General features: G+C 62.6%; 19 protein-coding genes. 9 read left to right on the forward strand and 10 right to left on the reverse strand.

What is annotated here, in order from left to right:
• Positions 1-311: 311 nt before the first annotated feature.
• Positions 312-1,016, forward strand: coding sequence for a DUF4238 domain-containing protein (locus D3791_RS11855; RefSeq protein WP_172512326.1), 705 nt, complete (start codon positions 312-314; stop codon positions 1,014-1,016).
• Positions 1,017-1,258: 242 nt separating this feature from the next.
• Here D3791_RS11855 and D3791_RS11860 read toward each other — a convergent pair whose 3' ends face one another.
• From D3791_RS11860 to D3791_RS11870, 3 genes are read right to left on the reverse strand one after another with little or no spacing between them, the layout of a single operon-like run.
• Positions 1,259-1,777 carry a gamma carbonic anhydrase family protein gene (locus tag D3791_RS11860; RefSeq protein WP_172512327.1) on the reverse strand — a complete coding sequence of 173 codons (519 nt, stop codon included), beginning with the start codon at positions 1,775-1,777 and terminating at the stop codon, positions 1,259-1,261.
• A gap of 37 nt (positions 1,778-1,814) precedes the next feature.
• Complete coding sequence (gene purU / locus D3791_RS11865) at positions 1,815-2,657, reverse strand: formyltetrahydrofolate deformylase (RefSeq protein WP_172512328.1); 843 nt, start codon at positions 2,655-2,657, stop codon at positions 1,815-1,817.
• A gap of 47 nt (positions 2,658-2,704) precedes the next feature.
• Positions 2,705-3,754 carry an FAD-dependent oxidoreductase gene (locus D3791_RS11870; protein ID WP_246242053.1) on the reverse strand — a complete coding sequence of 350 codons (1,050 nt, stop codon included), beginning with the start codon at positions 3,752-3,754 and terminating at the stop codon, positions 2,705-2,707.
• 149 nt (positions 3,755-3,903) lie between these two features.
• Here D3791_RS11870 and D3791_RS11875 point away from each other — a divergent pair, with 149 nt between their 5' ends.
• Positions 3,904-4,764, forward strand: a complete 861-nt coding sequence (locus tag D3791_RS11875; protein WP_172512329.1) for a bifunctional methylenetetrahydrofolate dehydrogenase/methenyltetrahydrofolate cyclohydrolase — start codon at positions 3,904-3,906, stop codon at positions 4,762-4,764.
• Between the two features lie 220 nt (positions 4,765-4,984).
• Positions 4,985-5,341 carry a VOC family protein gene (locus tag D3791_RS11880; RefSeq protein WP_022874880.1) on the forward strand — a complete coding sequence of 119 codons (357 nt, stop codon included), beginning with the start codon at positions 4,985-4,987 and terminating at the stop codon, positions 5,339-5,341.
• Here the strand turns inward: D3791_RS11880 and D3791_RS11885 are convergent.
• Both D3791_RS11885 and D3791_RS11890 read right to left on the reverse strand, forming a co-directional pair.
• Positions 5,289-5,945 carry a response regulator gene (locus D3791_RS11885; protein ID WP_172512330.1) on the reverse strand — a complete coding sequence of 219 codons (657 nt, stop codon included), beginning with the start codon at positions 5,943-5,945 and terminating at the stop codon, positions 5,289-5,291. The two genes, D3791_RS11880 and D3791_RS11885, sit on opposite strands and share 53 nt — an antisense overlap.
• Positions 5,942-7,105 (reverse strand): sensor histidine kinase, encoded by a 1,164-nt coding sequence (locus tag D3791_RS11890; protein ID WP_172512331.1) that lies wholly within the window; start codon positions 7,103-7,105, stop codon positions 5,942-5,944. Before D3791_RS11890 ends, D3791_RS11885 begins: the two co-directional genes overlap by 4 nt.
• 55 nt (positions 7,106-7,160) lie before the next feature.
• Between D3791_RS11890 and D3791_RS11895 the strand changes: the two genes are divergently transcribed.
• The 5 genes from D3791_RS11895 to D3791_RS11915 all read left to right on the forward strand — a co-directional run bounded on the left by D3791_RS11895 (position 7,161) and on the right by D3791_RS11915 (position 11,062).
• Positions 7,161-8,012, forward strand: a complete 852-nt coding sequence (locus tag D3791_RS11895) for a GAP family protein (RefSeq protein ID WP_172512332.1) — start codon at positions 7,161-7,163, stop codon at positions 8,010-8,012.
• Positions 8,013-8,081: 69 nt separating this feature from the next.
• Positions 8,082-8,579 (forward strand): hypothetical protein, encoded by a 498-nt coding sequence (locus D3791_RS11900; RefSeq protein WP_172512333.1) that lies wholly within the window; start codon positions 8,082-8,084, stop codon positions 8,577-8,579.
• A 99-nt stretch (positions 8,580-8,678) separates the two neighbouring features.
• Positions 8,679-9,521 (forward strand): exodeoxyribonuclease III, encoded by an 843-nt coding sequence (locus D3791_RS11905; RefSeq protein ID WP_038989931.1) that lies wholly within the window; start codon positions 8,679-8,681, stop codon positions 9,519-9,521.
• A gap of 9 nt (positions 9,522-9,530) precedes the next feature.
• Complete coding sequence (trpS, locus tag D3791_RS11910) at positions 9,531-10,541, forward strand: tryptophan--tRNA ligase (RefSeq protein WP_172512334.1); 1,011 nt, start codon at positions 9,531-9,533, stop codon at positions 10,539-10,541.
• Positions 10,542-10,549: 8 nt separating this feature from the next.
• The gene (locus D3791_RS11915) at positions 10,550-11,062 is read left to right on the forward strand and encodes a 2'-5' RNA ligase family protein (RefSeq protein ID WP_022874887.1); all 513 of its coding nucleotides are present in this window, start codon (positions 10,550-10,552) and stop codon (positions 11,060-11,062) included.
• A gap of 54 nt (positions 11,063-11,116) precedes the next feature.
• On the opposite strand, the gene D3791_RS11920 is transcribed toward D3791_RS11915, so the two are convergent.
• The 5 genes from D3791_RS11920 to sdhC form a co-directional block, all read right to left on the reverse strand.
• Positions 11,117-12,571: a catalase gene (locus tag D3791_RS11920; protein WP_172512335.1), complete on the reverse strand. Its 1,455-nt coding sequence runs from the start codon at positions 12,569-12,571 to the stop codon at positions 11,117-11,119.
• Positions 12,572-12,698: 127 nt separating this feature from the next.
• Positions 12,699-13,481, reverse strand: a complete 783-nt coding sequence (locus tag D3791_RS11925; RefSeq protein ID WP_022874889.1) for a succinate dehydrogenase iron-sulfur subunit — start codon at positions 13,479-13,481, stop codon at positions 12,699-12,701.
• Positions 13,481-15,268 carry a succinate dehydrogenase flavoprotein subunit gene (gene sdhA, locus D3791_RS11930; protein WP_172512336.1) on the reverse strand — a complete coding sequence of 596 codons (1,788 nt, stop codon included), beginning with the start codon at positions 15,266-15,268 and terminating at the stop codon, positions 13,481-13,483. The genes D3791_RS11925 and sdhA overlap by 1 nt, the downstream gene beginning before the upstream one ends.
• Before the next feature lie 57 nt (positions 15,269-15,325).
• Entirely contained in the window at positions 15,326-15,772 is a 447-nt protein-coding gene (locus tag D3791_RS11935; protein WP_022874891.1) for a succinate dehydrogenase hydrophobic membrane anchor subunit, read from the reverse strand.
• A 3-nt stretch (positions 15,773-15,775) separates the two neighbouring features.
• On the reverse strand, positions 15,776-16,189 hold the full coding sequence (gene sdhC, locus D3791_RS11940; RefSeq protein WP_370736825.1) for a succinate dehydrogenase, cytochrome b556 subunit: 414 nt from the start codon (positions 16,187-16,189) through the stop codon (positions 15,776-15,778).
• Between the two features lie 246 nt (positions 16,190-16,435).
• On the opposite strand from sdhC, the gene D3791_RS11945 reads away from it, so the two are divergent.
• Complete coding sequence (locus D3791_RS11945; protein WP_172512337.1) at positions 16,436-17,551, forward strand: mannose-1-phosphate guanylyltransferase; 1,116 nt, start codon at positions 16,436-16,438, stop codon at positions 17,549-17,551.
• Positions 17,552-17,740: the final 189 nt, after the last annotated feature.

Raw genomic sequence — 17,740 nt, forward strand, 5'->3', positions numbered from 1 at the left:
AACCTTGTGCGATGTATAGGCGCAAGCCACAGCATTCAAGTTTCGACAATCTCGTAATGTTACCGTTGAACCCAAATACAGCGAATCAAGCGACTAAGACACTGTTGCTGAGGCGTCAGCATGGACCATTTTAGAATCTTTTCCGACTCCTTCCAAAGTTGAGCACTCTAGCTGGTGACTTATTGTTTTTCTAGTAGAACACTTAAGATTGTTATCGGTGGGATGCGATAGTTTGTAACACCGTTTCATTTGCGCTTTGAGAGGAACTGAGGGTGTGGACATGTCCTCAGAAAATATGCAGGGTGGGATAAATGAGTAAGGTCAAGCGTGCGCATATGGTTTCAAGAGGATATCTGAAGCCGTGGAGTGATGGGCAAAATCGAGTTGAAGTCATCGATATCGATAAGCGTAAAGGGTTCACTACTGCGATCGGAAATGCAACTGTTGTCAATTATGCCTACGAGTCGGGCATCCTCAGGAATGATTTAGAAGGAGAATTTCAGAAAGTTGAAAGCGCTGGAATACCAAACTTGGTTAAACTTCGTGCTGGACATGCACTAGATAAAGAGGAAAAGCGGAAAACGGTTGATTTTCTTGATATGCACTTGAGCCGTGGCCGTTTCGCTAATCAAGTCGAAGTCTTGACACCTGCCCTAGTACTCAGGGCTGATAAGGATCCTGAAACGCTGTTGCTTAAACTTGGTGATCGATTTCTTCTGTCCCAGTATGAGAAAGAGACACTAAGGCTTCCTGAATTGCAGCTTGAAGATTGGCCATGGGTGATTACGGAAACCCGTGGACTCATTACGGGAGACGGTGCTGTTCTCTTGTGGCATCGGGAAAAAGGTGGGCCGGTTGCTACCGTCAGTTTTCCGTTATCTCCTACGCAACTACTAGTAATCGGCGAGCCGCTTGCAATTTCAGGAACACAGTATCTGAATGATCGAGTCGGTGTGTGCAGTCGACGTTGGTTGGTAGGCTCAATAGGATCGTTGAATCTAGAGTGGGCCAAATAATGAGTTCTCACCCGTAGTTGGCGAACGCGTTCGGGTATTCGATTGTCGGCAGAAGACCGATTGGGTTGCGAAAATTTGGTTAATCCCTTCTTTGGGCACATCAATCGAGGAATAGTCGATCTCGGCCATAATCTAGTCCTTGTAGTGGACATGTGCATGTATTTCAGAAAATTCTGGTTTCGGGGAGCCAATGCGTTTATGAATAATTGGTCCGGAAACCGTCTCTTCCAAGACCTTGAAGTTTAAGCGTTCGCCGCAAGGTGCTTGGCGGACAGTTCCAGGTAGTGATCGGCGTTGGTCTTCAACCCGGCCACTTCCTCATCGCTCAGTTCGCGGCGGACTTTGGCCGGGACGCCGGCAACCAGTGAGCGCGGTGGAACCTGCGTGCCTTCGAGCACCAGCGCACCGGCGGCCACGAGTGACTGCTCACCGATCACCGCGCCATTCATAATGGTCGCGCTCATTCCCACCAAGCAGCCGTCGCCTACGGTGGCGCCGTGCACCACTGCCGAGTGGCCGACGGATACGCCCGCGCCCAGCGTGCAAGGGAAGCCGGCGTCCGCGTGAAGCACGACGTTGTCCTGCAAGTTGGTGCCTTCGCCCACGCGAATCGGGGCGGAATCCCCGCGCACGGAAACCCCGTAGAACGCGCTGGCCCGATCGGCCAACACCACGTCCCCGCTCAGCACTGCAGTGGGTGCGACAAAAACGTCCTCGCCGAGAAGTGGGGTCGACCCGTCAATAGTAATAATGTGGCTCATGCCACCCACTCTAATTGCCGCGGGGGCACGGTGCGAGTTACGAGAAGACGATGGTGCGCTGGCCATCGAGCATCACCCGGTGCTCGGCATGCCACTGCACGGCGCGGGTCAGCGTGCGGCCCTCCACGCTGCGCCCCAGCTCCACCAGCTGCTCGGCGGTGCGGGTGTGCGAGACGTGGGTGACTTCCTGGTCGATGATCGGGCCCTCGTCCAGGTCGGCGGTGACGTAGTGCGCGGTGGCGCCGATCAGCTTCACGCCGCGGGCGTAGGCCTGGTGGTAGGGCTTGGCACCCTTGAAAGACGGCAGGAAGGAGTGGTGGATGTTGATGACGCGCCCCTCCATCCGCTCGCACAGCGAATCCGAGAGGATCTGCATGTAGCGGGCGAGCACCACCAGTTCGATGTCGTAGTCTTCGGCGAGCTTCAGCAACTCCGCCTCGGCCTGCGACTTGTTCTCCTTGGTCACAGGCAGATGCACGAAGTCCACGCCGTAGAAATCAGCCATCGGCTTGAGATCCAGGTGGTTGGAGACGATCACCGGCACCTCGATCGCCAACGTGCCCGCGCGCTGGGCGAAGAGCAGGTCGTTGAGCGCATGCCCGGCTTTGGAACACATGATCATGGTGCGCACCCGATCTTCCGCGTCGGCTACCTTCAGCGTCATCGCGAACTGGTCGCGGATCGGGGCCAGCGATGCGCGTGCCTGTTCCAGCGACTGCTCGGTCTCCACTTCAATGCGCATGAAGAACGTTCCGGTCTCGGGGGAGAGGAACTGCTGGGACTCGGTGATATTGCAACCGGCACCCAAAAGACCTCCCGAAATGGCGTGGACAATGCCCGGGCGGTCGATGCAAGACAGGGTGACGATGTACTGGTTCATGGATTCTAAGGTAGCGCCCGCCAGCAATTTTCTGCCAATTCAGTGAGCTACGTTGCGTTTACGAGGTATTTTGTGGCGGCCAACGCAGCTTTACGCCCAGCCCTAGTGGCCCCCAGCGTGGAAGCCGACGCTCCGTAGCCAACAAAAAAGATCCCGGGCATCGTGGTGCTCACCCCGTCTTCGGCCATCACGATGCCACCGGCTGCGGTATGCAGTTTCAGCTCACGTAAATGACGGTGAGCATGACGGAATCCGGTAGCCCAGAGGATCGCGTCGATGTGCTCCCGCGAACCATCGGTGAAAACCACGGCATCAGATTCCAGCCGGGCGATCTTCCCACGCGAAACCAGCGCCCCGGAAGCGATCCCCGCCCGCATCTTCTCATTCAGCAATAGCCCCGTGGTGCCCACTACCGACTTGGGCGGCAACCCGGCGCGGGTGCGCTCGTTGACCGCCCGCTCCACCTCCAGGCCCCACTCCGCACCGGTGAACTCCCGCCAATCCGGCGCTCGCCGGGTGGACCACAGGGTGTCGATGCCGGCCTCGCGCAATTGCACGATGAATTGCGTGGCACTGGCCCCGGCCCCGACCACCAGCACCCGCTTCCCGTCAAACTGTGCGGGGGAGATGAACCCGTTGGTATGCACCTGCAGGCCGTCAAAATGCCCGGGGTACACCGGCCAGAACGGGTTGGTCCAGGTGCCGGTGGCGTTGATAACGGTGCGCGCGGTGTAGAGCTGATCGGCGTGCACTTCGAAGTGGCCATCCACCCGCTGCACCGAGGTGACCGTGGCCGAGTGCCGCACCGGCAGGTCGTACCGCCGTTCGTACTCGCCGTAGTACTCCTTAACCACGGCAGATGCGGGACGGGAGGAATCCTGATCGCGCAGCGGAAAATCCGGCAACGGGTGGATATGGTGGGTGGCGCCCAAGGTCAGCGAGTCCCAGCGGTTCTGCCACGCGCCTCCGGGCTCGGGGTTCGCGTCGAGCACCAGGAAGTCCACGCCGCGCTTGGCCAGATGGTAGGCAGCGGACAGGCCAGCCTGCCCCGCGCCGATCACAATTGTCGAGTACACATACAAGGTAACCGGGGACACCACACTCTCATTCCCGCACCAATTTTCGCTACACTGGAACGCGTGACTGGCGTTAGGTGGGTAACCACCAGGGAGCTAATCGTGCGAGCCGCGCGCCTGGGTTTGCACACCACCCGCCTTGGGAACAGGGCACCTACGGAAGGAACAGCGTGAGCGCACGCATTCTCGACGGCAAGGCCACCGCGGCCACCATCAAGCAGGAACTGGCCGAACGCGTTGCCAAGCTCAAGGCTGCCGGGCACACCACTGGACTGGGCACCATCCTGGTCGGCAATGACCCGGGCTCCGCCTGGTACGTCGGCGGCAAGCACAAGGACTGCGCCGAGGTGGGCATCGAATCCATCCGCGTGGACCTGCCCGAGGAAACCACCCAGGACGAGCTGCTGGCCAAGGTCAAGGAGCTGAACGAGAACCCTGACTGCACCGGCTACATTGTCCAGCTGCCGCTGCCCAAGCACATCGACCAGGACGTGATCCTGGAAGCCATGGACCCGGCCAAGGACGCCGACGGCCTGCACCCGATGAACCTCGGCCGCCTGGTTGCCAACGTCAACCGCCCGATGACCTCGCCGCTGCCATGCACCCCGCTGGGCTGCGTGGACCTGCTGGCCCGCCACGACATCGACCTGAACGGCAAGCACGTGCTGGTAGTCGGCCGCGGCGTGACCATCGGCCGCCCGGTCGGCCTGCTGCTGACCCGCCGCAGCATCAACGCCACCGTGACCCTGGCGCACACCGGCACCACCAACCTGGACGAGCTGCTGGAGCAGGCCGATGTGGTCATCGCCGCCGCCGGTTCGGCCCACATGATCAAGACCGCCAAGCCCGGAGCGATCCTGCTGGACGTGGGCGTCTCCCGCGTGGACGGCAAGGTCACCGGAGATATCGATCCAGCGCTGTACGAGACCGCCAGCTGGGTTTCGCCCAACCCGGGCGGCGTGGGCCCGATGACCCGCGCAATGCTGCTGAACAACGTGGTCGAAGCCGCGGAGCGCAACGCCGCGAAGTAGACGCGAGAAAACCGGCAGCCCATATGGGCTGCCGGTTTTTGATCCCTGCGGCATCTTGCGCAAGGGCACTCGGTGATATCGCTGGAATACTCCCGGGGAGCATACGGCCACTCCCGCCGGCCGATGCCGCAGGCCCGCTGCCGGCGCTGATCGACCACTGCACCTGCGCAATGGCTGAATCCTGGTAGACGCGGCGCCGCGCCGCGCGGATAATGGCCACATGATTGGCACATGGCAGGCCATGGTCATCGACTGCGAGGACCCCGATGCACTGGCCGGATTCTATGAACAGCTCCTCGGAATGGTGCGCATCGACAACGAGCCCGACTGGGTCTCCATTGGCGATGCCCCGGATCATCCTGCGCTCGCCTTCCAGGCGGTCAGCCCCTATGTGGCGCCGCAATGGCCGGGGCATGTGCACCCACAGCAGGCGCATATCGACGTGAAGGTCGCCGACCTGGACCTGGCAGAAGAGCAGGTGCTGCACCTGGGCGCCCGCGCCACCGGCGAAGGCACCAAGACCTTCAGGGTGTACCTGGATCCGCAGGACCACCCGTTCTGCCTGGTGAGCTGGTAGCCCCGTAGGCGATCCTCGCCGCCTGCAGCCTGGTTGACACCCCGAGCTTGGCCAGCACCTGGGAGACATGCGTCTTCACGGTGCTCTGCCCGATGCCCAGACGCTGCGCCAGCTGCGGGTTGCTCAGCCCCTCGCCAATGCCTTGCAGCACCTCTTGTTCCCGGCCGGTCAGCTCCGGCAGCGCAGCGGCCTCGGGCACCGCCAGCGCGCGGGCCAGGATCCGGTCGGTCACCTGCGGATCCAGCACCGATTCGCCGCGCGCGGCGGCCTGCACGCCCAGGATGATCGCCTGCGGCTCGGCACTCTTGAGCAAGAACCCGTGCGCGCCGGCCTGCAACGCGCCGAACAGGTATTCGTCATCATCGAAGGTCGTGAGCACCACGACCCGGTACTTCTCGTGCAGCGCCTTGGTGGCCTCGATGCCATCGAGCACCGGCATGCGCAGGTCCATCAGGATCACGTCGGGGGACAGGGCCCGGGCCATGGAAATGGCCGAGCGCCCGTCCGCCGCCTCGCCGACGACCTCCAGGTCATCGGCCGCCTGCAGCACCAGCCGGATGCCCATGCGGACGGTGGCATGGTCATCGACGATCAGCACTTTCATTCTTCCTCCGCGGTCTCGGGTGATTCAGGGAATTCGACGTGCACCGCGAAATCCTTGCCGTTGCGCACCTCGACGTGCCCGCCCAGCGCGGCGACACGGGTCTTGATGTTCTCCAGCCCGGTCCCGGCACCCGGGGACGAGGCGGCATCCTGCCCCAGCGGGTTGCGCGCGGTGATGGACAGATTCCGGTCCTGGATGACGCTCAGTTCCAAATCGGTGCCCGGGGCATGCTTGGCATGGTTGACCAGCAGCTCGGCGACCGTGCGGTGCGCAGCGGTATGCACCGCCGGCGAGAAGCGCCGCGGATCCGCCACCCGGTACTCCCAGCGCACCGGGCTGCCGAACCCTGCGACCAGCTCGGGCAGGTCCTCGATCCGCGCCTGCAGCGCCGGCCCGCCGGAATGCAGCATCCGCACCATGCCGGCCATGTCCTCCAGCCCGGACACCGACTCGTCGCGGATGCTCTGCAGCGGGGCGCGCACCGTTTCCGGCGCCGAGGGCAGCAACGCGCCGGACAGCAGGGCGATCGACGAGAACCTGGCCGACAGCACATCATGCATCTCCCTGGCCAACGCGGTGCGCTCTTGGACCCGCGAGAACTCGTGTTCCGCGACCAGCTGGTCCTCGCGGGCCGCCGCCGCGGACTGCACCGCCTGCACCCGCTGAGCCTCCGCGGTGGCCAGGTCCTTGGCGTTGCGCACATTCTGCGCCCAGAGCATCGGGGTGAACAGGATGAAGCCGGCCATGAACAGGCTCAGCACCAGCTGTTGCGGATCACCGCTGCCCAGCCAGGCGGCGATGCCCAGCACGATGGCGACCAGGCACAGCAGCGCGAAGGTCACCGTCCGGAGCCTCGATGAGCCGAGCAGGAACAGGCCGAAGACGCACTCGAAGAGCAGGAAATACCCGCCGATGCTGCCCACCGCCAGCAGGCCTGCACCGCACAGCAGCATGATCAGCGTGCTGGCGAGCAGGAACCGGCGGCGCACCAGCACGGCGGCCAGGCCGAGCAGCAGCAGCACAATCCACTCGTAGCCGCCGATCGCGACCCACGGGGGATTGGACAACCCGGACAGGTGCAGGATCACGGTCAGCACCAGATAGGTGCCGACGACCTCGGGCTCCTTGTCGCCGCTGCCCATCCGCCGAATGAAGTTCATGCTTCCAGCATCCCCGACGCCCTGCCCGCCGGGTATCCCCCTTAAGGAGGAGAAAGTGCAGACCACTGGCCGATACCGCATTGCGGCAAGGCACGGAAGAGTGGAAACCATGGATATCATCACGAGCAATCCCGAACTTTCCCTGGTCATCCTGGCGCTAATCGACTCGACCAGCATCGGCACCCTGGTCATCCCGCTGTGGCTGCTGCTGCGCGGACGCCGCGAGGCCATCGGCAAGGTGCTGGCCTACCTCATGGTCATCGCTGGCTTCTACTGGGTCATCGGGGTGCTGCTGCGCAGCGGGCTGCTGCTCATCGACCCGAGCATCTTCGAGCACCGGTTCTTCCGGCTGGCGGGCATGGCGATTGGCGCGCTGATGATCATCTGGGCGCTGTCCTACCGCACCGACGCGCAGAAGGCGGCCAGCGCGCGGAAGAAAGCCGCCGCGCATAGCGGCGGGGTGCATAGCCGCGGGGGATCCGCAGCCCACGCCCCAGAAGCAACGGAGGCCACCGATCAGGTGCCGAAGCGGCTGCGCGGACGCCTGGGCACCGCACTGGATACGCGCACCGGGCTGGTGGCGCTGGCGCTGGTCGCTGGACTGCTGGAACTGCCCACCATGCTTCCCTACCTGGCGGCCGTCGGGGTGATGCAGGGCGCCGGCTGGGGCACCAGCGTGCAGCTGCTCGCGCTCATCGGCTACTGCCTGGTGATGATCGTGCCCGCCCTGGCGCTGGTGGGCGCGCGTGCGCTGGCCGGGCCGCGCATCGAAGCCTGGATGCAGAAGCTGGGGGCTAAGGCCGCGGTCTACGCGCAGGAAACCCTCGGCTGGGTGGTGGGCATCGCCGGCTACCTGCTGATTCGCGCGAGCCTTTCCGGGCAGGACCTGCACAGCCTGTTCGGCTAGCCACGCTGTGGGCGAAAGGGCAGGGTTCAAATTGGCTTGAAGCGGGGTGATGGTGCGAGAATTGGAGGCATGGAACCTCTAGGCAGCAGCGCGAAGCAGGACAAGAAAGTCACCCTCAACGCATCAACTCTGGCAATGGCCGTCATGGTCATCGTCCTTCTGGTGGCAGTGGTCTTCGCCGCCAACTCCAATGAGATCGTCGGCTGGTTTGTCGTGGTCATCTCCGCCGGTTGGCTGCTGCTGGCCGCATTCATGATGTTCGGCCTCAAGCGCGGCGCGGACAAGCTCAACAGCTCGCTGCGCGAAGCGACCGCGGCGGCCACCCCGCGCGCCCAGTCCGGCTCGGTGATCATCGACGAATCCAGCAGCCAGCGCGACATGAAGCTGGACCACTCGTTCAAGATCGTCCAGGTCCAAGCCCGGGTGATCGCCGAGCAGCGCGAGGCGAAGGGCGAGGACTACGAGGGCATGATCGACCGGGCGCTGGAGACGATCCAGATGACCGCGGCGAATGCCCGGGACATGATCAAGCCGGCCAAGCCGATGGACGGCGAAATCATCGACTAACCGATCCGGGCAACGCGCAAGCGTTGCCCTTTTTCGTTGCGCGTATTCCGGCGCAGGCCAGATCAGCGCGTAATAGGGCACATAGTTTTGTAAGGTGGAATGGTGATACCTACCAGTGTGGAAATTCTCAGCAAAGACGCCGGCGCGCTGCGCGTCGCGTCGGTCAACGTCAACGGCATTCGCGCCGCCTACAAGCGCAATATGGCCGACTGGATTGCCGCCCGCGACGTGGACATCCTGTGCCTGCAGGAAGTGCGCGCACCGGACAAGATCCTGCGCGAGCTGATCGGCGAGGGTTGGCATATTCTGCACGCCGAAGCCAAGGACAAGGGCCGCGCCGGGGTCGCAGTGCTCTCGCGCACCGAGCCGGTCGCCGTGCGCGAGCACATCGGCGAGGACTACTTCGCCGAATCCGGCCGCTGGGTGGAGGCCGACTTCGAGGTCAACGGCGAGATCTTCACCGTGGTCTCCGCCTACGTCCACTCCGGCGAGCTGGGCACGCAGAAGCAGGAGGACAAGTACCGCTTCCTGCAGCGCATGAACGTGCGCCTGGTGGAGCTGAAGAACGAGAAGGACCACGTTTTGGTGGTGGGCGATCTGAACGTCGTGCACACGCAGAAGGACATCAAGAACTGGAAGCCGAACCACAATAAGCGCGCCGGCGTGATGGACGAGGAAATCGCCTACTTCGATGGCTTCTTCGGCCCGGAAATCGGCTACAAGGATGTGGCGCGCGAACTGGCCGGCGACGTGCAGGGACCGTACACCTGGTGGTCCTTCCGCGGCCAGGCCTTCGACAACGACGCCGGTTGGCGCATCGACTACCACATGGCCACCCCGGCGCTGGCCGGCAAGGCCATCAAGTCCCACGTGGACCGCGCCTCGGCCTACGATTTGCGCTTCTCCGACCATGCACCGCTGGTCGTCGACTACCAGTTCTAAGGAATTTTCATGACTAAGCCCCGCGTTCTCTCGGGCATGCAGCCTTCGGGCGACTCCCTGCACCTGGGCAACTACCTGGGCGCACTGGTCAACTGGGTCAAGACCCAAGACGACCACGACGCCTTCTTCTTCATCCCGGACATGCACGCGATCACCGTGACCCAGGATCCGGCCGAGTTGCGCGCCCGCACCCGCAAGACCGCCGCGCAGTTCATTGCCGGCGGCATCGACCTGGACAAGTCCACCCTGTTCGTCCAGTCGCAGGTGCCCGAGCATGCCCAGCTGGCCTGGGTGCTGAACTGCATCACCGGCTTCGGCGAAGCCAGCCGCATGACCCAGTTCAAGGACAAGTCCTCCAAGGGCGGCGCGGATGCCGCCAGCGTCGGGCTGTTCACCTACCCGATCCTGATGGCCGCCGACATCCTGCTCTACCAGCCGCAGGGCGTGCCGGTGGGCGATGACCAGCGCCAGCACGTGGAGCTGGCCCGCGATCTGGCCAAGCGCTTCAACCACCGTTTCGGCGAGACCTTCACCGTGCCCGAGGCGTTCATCCCGAAGGAGGGCGCACGCATCTACGACCTGCAGAACCCGACCTCGAAGATGTCCAAGTCCGCCGAGTCCCCGGCAGGCCTGATCAACGTGCTCGACGAGCCGAAGCTGATCGCCAAGCGCATCAAGTCCGCGGTGACCGACGCCGGCTCCGTGGTGGCCTACGACAAGGCCGAGAAGCCAGGGGTCTCGAACCTGCTGGACATCCTGGCCGCGGTCACCGGCAAGCATGTGCCCCAGCTGGTCCAAGAGTTCGAGGGCAAGATGTACGGCCACCTGAAGGTGGCCGTCGCCGACGCCGTCGTGGAGCGCCTGGCCCCGATCCGCACCCGCACCCTGGAGCTGCTGGATGACCCGGCGGAGCTGGACCGGTTGCTGCTGGCCGGTGCCGCCAAGGCCCGCGAAGTCGCTTCCAAGACCGTCTCCGATGTCTACCAGAAGGTCGGCTTCCTGCCGCCGCTGGGAATCTAGCTGAAACAATGGTCTTCGAGTACACCCTGGGCGTAGTGATCCCGGTGCCGCAGCCGCACCGGGAGACGCTGCGCGCGTGGCGCGAGGAATACGGGGGAGAGGCCACCGCGCCAATCGCCCCGCATATCACCCTGGTATCCGGGTCCTACCTGAATTCCTGGGAGAAGGCGGCCGCGCAGGTGCGCCGGGTGGCCGCCGCGGTAAAGCCCTTCGACATCGAGCTGGGTGCGGCGCAGACCTTCCGGCCGGCCAGCGACGTCGTGTTCCTTCCGCTGGATGCCGGCGCGGACGAGTGCTGGGCGCTGCACCGGGCGCTGCTGGGCGACGCGCTGAGGCACGAATCGGCCTTCGCCTACCATCCGCACCTGACCATCGCGCAGAACGTGCCGGCGGAGCAATTGGACGCCGCGCAGGCAGCACTGGCCGGGACGCGGCTGTCCTTCACCGCCGATCGCATCCAGCTGTTCGATACCCGTGGCGGGGAGTGGAACTTCAGCGAGGACATCGAACTCGGTTCCTAGCGGATCCCGTGCATGAAAAAACGCCAGCCATGCGGCTGGCGTTTTTCGTGCGCGCTATTTGGCGCGCACGTTCGCTTCGATCTTCGCTCCGGTGTCCGCATCGATGTTCTTCCAGTACTGGATCGCGTTGGACAGCACCGGTTCGATGACCCCGTCCAGCGCCCCGGTGACGGTTTCGACCAGCTCTGCGCGCTGGGCATCGTCCATCACCTCGCGGACCAGGATGCCGGGCTGGACGAAGTCCCCGTCGTCCTTGCGCAGCGTGTAGGCCTCGCGGACCAGCTCGCCGTCGGACTCGAAGGAATTCTCCGCCGGCCCGGTTTCATCGCTCCACGAGTCACCGAAGGAGTTCGGCGCGTAGACGCTGCGATCGCCGGTGTGCTCGTAGGTCATGTTGCCCTCGAAGTTGTACGAGTGCACCGGGCACTTGGGCTTGTTCACCGGCAGCTGCTGGAAGTTGGTGCCGATGCGGTAGCGCTGGGCGTCCGCATAGGCGAAATTGCGGCCCAGCAGCATCTTGTCCGGGCTCATCCCCATGCCCGGAACCATGTTCCCCGGCGAGAATGCCGCCTGCTCGATCTGCGCGAAGAAGTTCTCCGGGTTCCTATTCAGCGTCAGGGTGCCGACCTTGATGCGCGGATAGTCCTTCTTGGACCAGACCTTGGTCAGGTCGAAGGGGTTGAAGCGGTAGGTCTTCGCTTCCTCGTAGGGCATGACCTGCACGTACAGGTCCCACTGCGGGAAGTTGCCGGCCTTGATCGCCTCGAACAAATCGCGGCGGTGGAAGTCGGCGTCGGCCCCGGCCAGCTCCTCGGCCTGCGCGCCGCGCATGGTCTCGAACTTCTCGGACTGCTTGTTCAAGAAGTGGTACTTCACCCAGAATTTCTCGCCGGCCGCGTTGACCCACATGTAGGTGTGCGAGCCGTAGCCATTCATCTCCCGCCAGGTCTTGGGCAGGCCGCGCTGGCCCATGATGTAGGTGACCTGGTGGGCGGATTCGGGGTTCTGCGTCCAGAAGTCCCACTGCATGGTGCCGTCGCGCAGCCCGGAATCGGGCAGCCGCTTCTGCGAGCGGATGAAGTGCGGGAACTTCATCGGGTCGCGCACGAAGAACACCGGGGTGTTGTTGCCGACCAGGTCGAAATTGCCTTCGGTGGTGTAGAACTTCAGCGCGAAGCCGCGCACATCGCGCCAGGTGTCGGGGGAGCCGAGCTCGCCGGCGACGGTGGAGAAGCGCAGCAGCGTTTCGGTTTTCACCCCGGGCTGGAACAGGGCGGCCTTGGTGTATGCCGAGACGTCCTCGGTGGTTTCGAACTCGCCGAAGGCTCCGGCGCCCTTGGCATGGGGCCGACGTTCGGGAACGTTCATACGGTTGAAATGCTGCAGGGTCTCAATCAGGTGGTGATCGTGTAAAACGATGGGACCGTTGGCACCCACGGTGAGCGAGTTGCGGTCGCTTGCCGCAGGAATTCCCGCTTGAGTAGTTGAATCTGGTTGATTACTGACCATTAGTACTCCTTAGCTCACAGGACAAGGGCTGGCAGTACTCATCGTGCCACGAGTGGCGAAAGAACTAAAGGCGTGCAAAAAGCCCGGACCAAACTCACAGGATTGGTCCGGGCTTGTGCTCGCGTACTTAGACGGTGCGCGAGAGGATTGCCTGCTTGACCTCGGCGATAGCCTTGGTTACCTGGATGCCACGTGGGCATGCTTCGGAGCAGTTGAAGGTGGTGCGGCAGCGCCACACGCCTTCCTTGTCGTTCAGGATCTCCAGGCGCATGTCGCCGGCATCATCGCGGGAGTCGAAAATGAAGCGGTGTGCGTTCACGATCGCAGCCGGGCCGAAGTACTGGCCATCGGTCCAGAAGACCGGGCAGGAGCTGGTGCACGCGGCGCACAGGATGCACTTGGTGGTGTCGTCGAAGCGCTCGCGGTCCTCAGCGGACTGGTAGCGTTCCTTGGTTGGCTCGTGGCCCTTGGAGATCAGGAATGGCATGATCTCGCGGTAGGACTGGAAGAACGGTTCCATGTCGACGATGAGGTCCTTTTCAAGGGGCAGGCCCTTGATGGCTTCAACGGTGATCGGCTTGGAGGTGTCCAGGTCCTTGAGCAGGGTCTTGCAGGCCAGGCGGTTGCGGCCGTTGATGCGCATGGCATCGGAGCCGCAGACGCCATGGGCGCAGGAGCGGCGGAAGGACAGCGTGCCGTCCTGTTCCCACTTGACCTTGTGCAGGGCGTCGAGCACGCGGTCGGTGCCGTACATGGTCAGCTTGAAGTCTTCCCAATAAGCGTCCGCGGTGGCCTCAGGCAGGTAGCGGCGAACGCGCAGGGTGATGTCGAAGCTTGGGATTTCTCCGCCGCCGCCGACGCCTGGCTTCAGCTCGATCTTTGATGCTGGTTCTGGCAGTTCGGTGCTCATTAGTACTTACGCTCCATTGGCTGGTAACGGGTAAAGACCACTGGCTTGGTCTCCATGCGGATGCCCTTGATGTCCTCGGTGACAGCTTCAGCGTCACGGTAGGACATCGAGTGCTTCATGAAGTTCTCGTCGTCGCGGTTCGGGAAGTCTTCGCGGTAGTGGCCGCCGCGGGATTCCTTGCGGTGCAGAGCAGCAACGGTGATGACCTCGGCCAAGTCGAGCAGGAAGCCCAGCTCGATGGCTTCGAGCAAATCCAGGTTGAAGCGCTTGCCCTTGTCCTGGACGCTGATGTTCTTGTAGCGGCGGCGCAGATCCTCGATCACGTCGCGTGCTTCCTTCAGCGAACGCTCGTCGCGGAATACCTGGACGTTAGCGTCCATGGTCTCCTGCAGGGTCGAACGCAGATCCGAGACGCGCTCGGTGCCGTTGCCGGAGAGTACGCCCTCGATCTGGGCGGTGACGAATGCTTCCGGGTTCTCTGGCAGCTCGACGAAGTCGGCGGTCTTGGAGTACTCAGCAGCAGCCACACCGGCGCGCTTGCCGAACACGTTGATGTCCAGCAGCGAGTTGGTGCCCAGGCGGTTGGAGCCGTGCACCGAAACGCAGGCAACCTCGCCGGCGGCGAAGAGGCCAGGAACGACGGTGTCGTTGTCCTGCAGCACCTCGGTGTTGATGTTGGTTGGCACGCCGCCCATGGCGTAGTGCGCGGTTGGGTACACAGGTACTGGATCGGTGAATGGTTCCACACCCAGGTAGGTGCGGGCGAATTCGGTGATGTCAGGCAGCTTGGATTCGATGTGCTCTGGTTCCAAGTGGGTCAGGTCAAGGAGCACGTAGTCCTTGTTAGGACCGCAACCGCGGCCTTCACGCACTTCGTTGGCCATGGCGCGAGCCACGATGTCACGAGGAGCGAGGTCCTTGATGGTCGGTGCGTAGCGCTCCATGAAGCGCTCGCCATCCGAGTTACGCAGGATCGCGCCTTCGCCACGTGCACCCTCGGTGAGCAGGATGCCCAGGCCTGCAAGGCCCGTTGGGTGGAACTGGAAGAATTCCATGTCTTCCAGCGGCAGGCCCGAACGGAAGGCGATGGACATGCCGTCACCGGTCAGGGTGTGTGCGTTGGAGGTGGTCTTGAAGACCTTGCCGGCGCCGCCCGAGGCGAAGACGACGGACTTGGCCTGGAAGACGTGCAGTTCGCCGGTGGCCAGGTCGTAGGAGACCACGCCTGCAACGCGCTTCTGCTTGTAAGCGGTGCCGTCCTCGCGGTAGGCATCCTCTTCAACCATCAGCAGGTCAAGTACGTAGTACTCGTTGTAGAACTCGACGTTGTGCTTGACGCAGTTTTGGTACAGGGTCTGCAGAATCATGTGGCCGGTGCGGTCTGCTGCATAGCAGGCGCGGCGCACGGCAGCCTTGCCGTGGTCGCGGGTGTGGCCACCGAAACGACGCTGGTCGATCTTGCCCTCTGGGGTGCGGTTGAATGGCAGACCCATCTTTTCCAGGTCGAGCACGGCGTCGATGGCTTCCTTGGCCATGACCTCGGCTGCGTCCTGGTCAACCAGGTAGTCGCCACCCTTGATGGTGTCGAAGGTGTGCCATTCCCAGTTGTCTTCCTCGACGTTGGCAAGTGCTGCGCACATGCCGCCCTGGGCTGCACCGGTGTGCGAGCGGGTTGGGTAAAGCTTGGTTAGCACTGCGGTGCGTGCGCGCTGACCGGATTCGATCGCTGCACGCATACCTGCACCACCGGCACCGACGATGACTACGTCGTACTTATGTACCTGCATTCTTGATGCTCTCTTTTCTAAAAATCTATCTGGCTATCGGCTGAAACTAGGGGAGTTTCACAAGCACTGCTGCAGCTGGCTGCCAGCTACGCAAGGATCGAAGGTGAAGATCACCAGGGAACCGAGCACGATGATGAAGATCGTTGCGACGTACAGGATGCCCTTGAGCCATGCACGGGTTGCGTGCTTCTCTGCGTAGTCGTTGATGATGGTGCGCACGCCGTTGGTGCCGTGCAGCATGGCCAGCCACAGCATGGCCAGATCCCAGAACTGCCAGATTGGCGAAGCCCACTTGCCGGCGACGAAGCCGAATCCGATGCCGGAGATGCCTTCTCCGACCATGAGGTTTGCGAAGAGGTGGCCGAAGATCAGGACGATCAGCACAACACCGGACAGGCGCATGAACAGCCATGCCAGCATTTCGAAGCTGCTGCGGGACTTTGGTCCGCGCTTGTACTTAGGATCAATGCGCTGGCTGCGCGGAGCAGGAATAGAAACGCTCATGGCTTAGTGGCTCCCAAATGCGATCGACAGGTGACGGATTGCGAAGCCCGCGAAGACGATAACCCAGAGGATCAAAACACCCCAGAGCATCTGGCGCTGGTACTTGGTGCCCTGCTTCCAGAAGTCAACCAGGATCAAACGCAGACCGTTGAATGCGTGGAAGAGGATTGCGGCAACCAAGCCGGTTTCACCCAACGCCATCCACGGGGTCTGATAGGTGCTGATGATTGCGTCATATGCGTTGGCGTCAACGCGGACCATGGCCGTGTCCAGCACGTGCACCAGCAGATAGAGAAAAATAACGACACCGGTGACTCGGTGTCCCACCCAGGACCACATGCCTTCATGGCCGCGGTATAGGGTGCCTGACGAAGTCTTCGACACTGAACTAAACCTCCAAGGCTCGCAACGGCGCATGTGTATATTGCACACAATGAGATTTGACGCACTTGTGCGAGCGTTCCTTGTGCGAGTCTAAACCACTTGATGCACTGCAATCTATTTCGTGTCGAGTTCCTGTGAGGATGTTCACCGAATAGCCGTCAAAATGCGCTAAGTGGCTGATTTTCCGGCCGTAATACCGCATAGATGCATTTCGTATTTCCGGTGATTGCCAGATGTCAATGGACCGGATTATCCACCGGATGAACTAGTCTGGAATGCGTGAATGCAGACCTATTATCCAGATTCCACGGCGTGATCCCCGCCGGCGGCGTCGGTACCCGATTGTGGCCCCTCTCCAGGGCTTCCGCTCCCAAGTTTTTGCACGATCTCACCGGGTCGGGATCAACCCTGATCCGCGCCACCTACGATCGACTGGTACCGCTGGCAGGCGAACGCATCATGGTCGTCACCGGACGGGCTCACCGCGGAGCCGTCGTGAGCCAGCTTCCCGAACTGTGCGACGAGGATCTGGTCCTCGAGCCGGAGCCGCGCGACTCGGCTGCCGCCATCGGCTTGGCCGCCGCCATCCTCTACCGCCGCAACCCAGATATCATCATGGGTTCCTTTGCCGCCGACCAGGTGATCGAGCCGGTGGAAGTCTTCCAGGCCGCGCTGAGCGAAGCGATCCATACCGCCGCTACCGGCAAGATCGTGACCATCGGCATCCACCCCACCCACCCGTCCACCGGCTTCGGCTACATCCGCACCGGTGAACCGCTGAATGTGCCCAACGCGCCGACCGCGCGCGGGGTGGTGGAGTTCGTGGAGAAGCCCGACGAGGACACTGCCCGCAAGTACCTGGCGGCCGGCGGGTTCTTCTGGAACGCGGGCATGTTCGTCGCCCCGGTCAGCCTGATGCTCAAGCACCTCGAAGCCAATGAGCCGGCGCTGTATTCGGGCCTGATGCAGATCGCCGACGCCTGGGATACCGATCGCCGCGACCAGGTCATGCGGGAGATCTGGCCGGGCCTGCCGAAGATCGCCATCGACTACGCGGTGGCCGAGCCAGCCGCCGAAGCCGGCGACGTGGCAGTGATCCCCGGGGTCTTCAACTGGGACGACGTGGGCGATTTCGCCGCGATCGGCCGCTTGAACAAGGCCAGCGCCGAGGAAGGGATCATCAACCTCGGCGACAATCAGGTGCGCGTTTATGCCGATAACGCCACCGGCGTGGTCTACTCGGATCGCCCGCGGGTGATCGCGCTGGTGGGCATCGAGGATGTCGTGGTGGTGGATACCGCCGACGCGCTGCTGGTGACCACCAAGGAGCACGCCCAGAAGGTCAAGCAGACCGTGGAGGCGCTGAAGGCCGACGGCGCAACGGAAGTGCTCTAAGGCACAAATAACTTCGGTAAGAGCCGAGATGCACCACTGGGATCAGTGGCGTGTCTCGGCTTTTCCTTTTGTGACCTGTTCGTGAAAGTTTAATTGCCAATTCACCTAATCAGCGCTTGACAAGCGCTTTAAGTCATATTTATTTTTATGTCCTTAAGGGTAAATAACGCGATGTTTTCTCGCAGGCAG

The organism is Glutamicibacter mishrai (assembly GCF_012221945.1).
In the GTDB taxonomy this organism is placed as follows: domain Bacteria; phylum Actinomycetota; class Actinomycetes; order Actinomycetales; family Micrococcaceae; genus Glutamicibacter; species Glutamicibacter mishrai.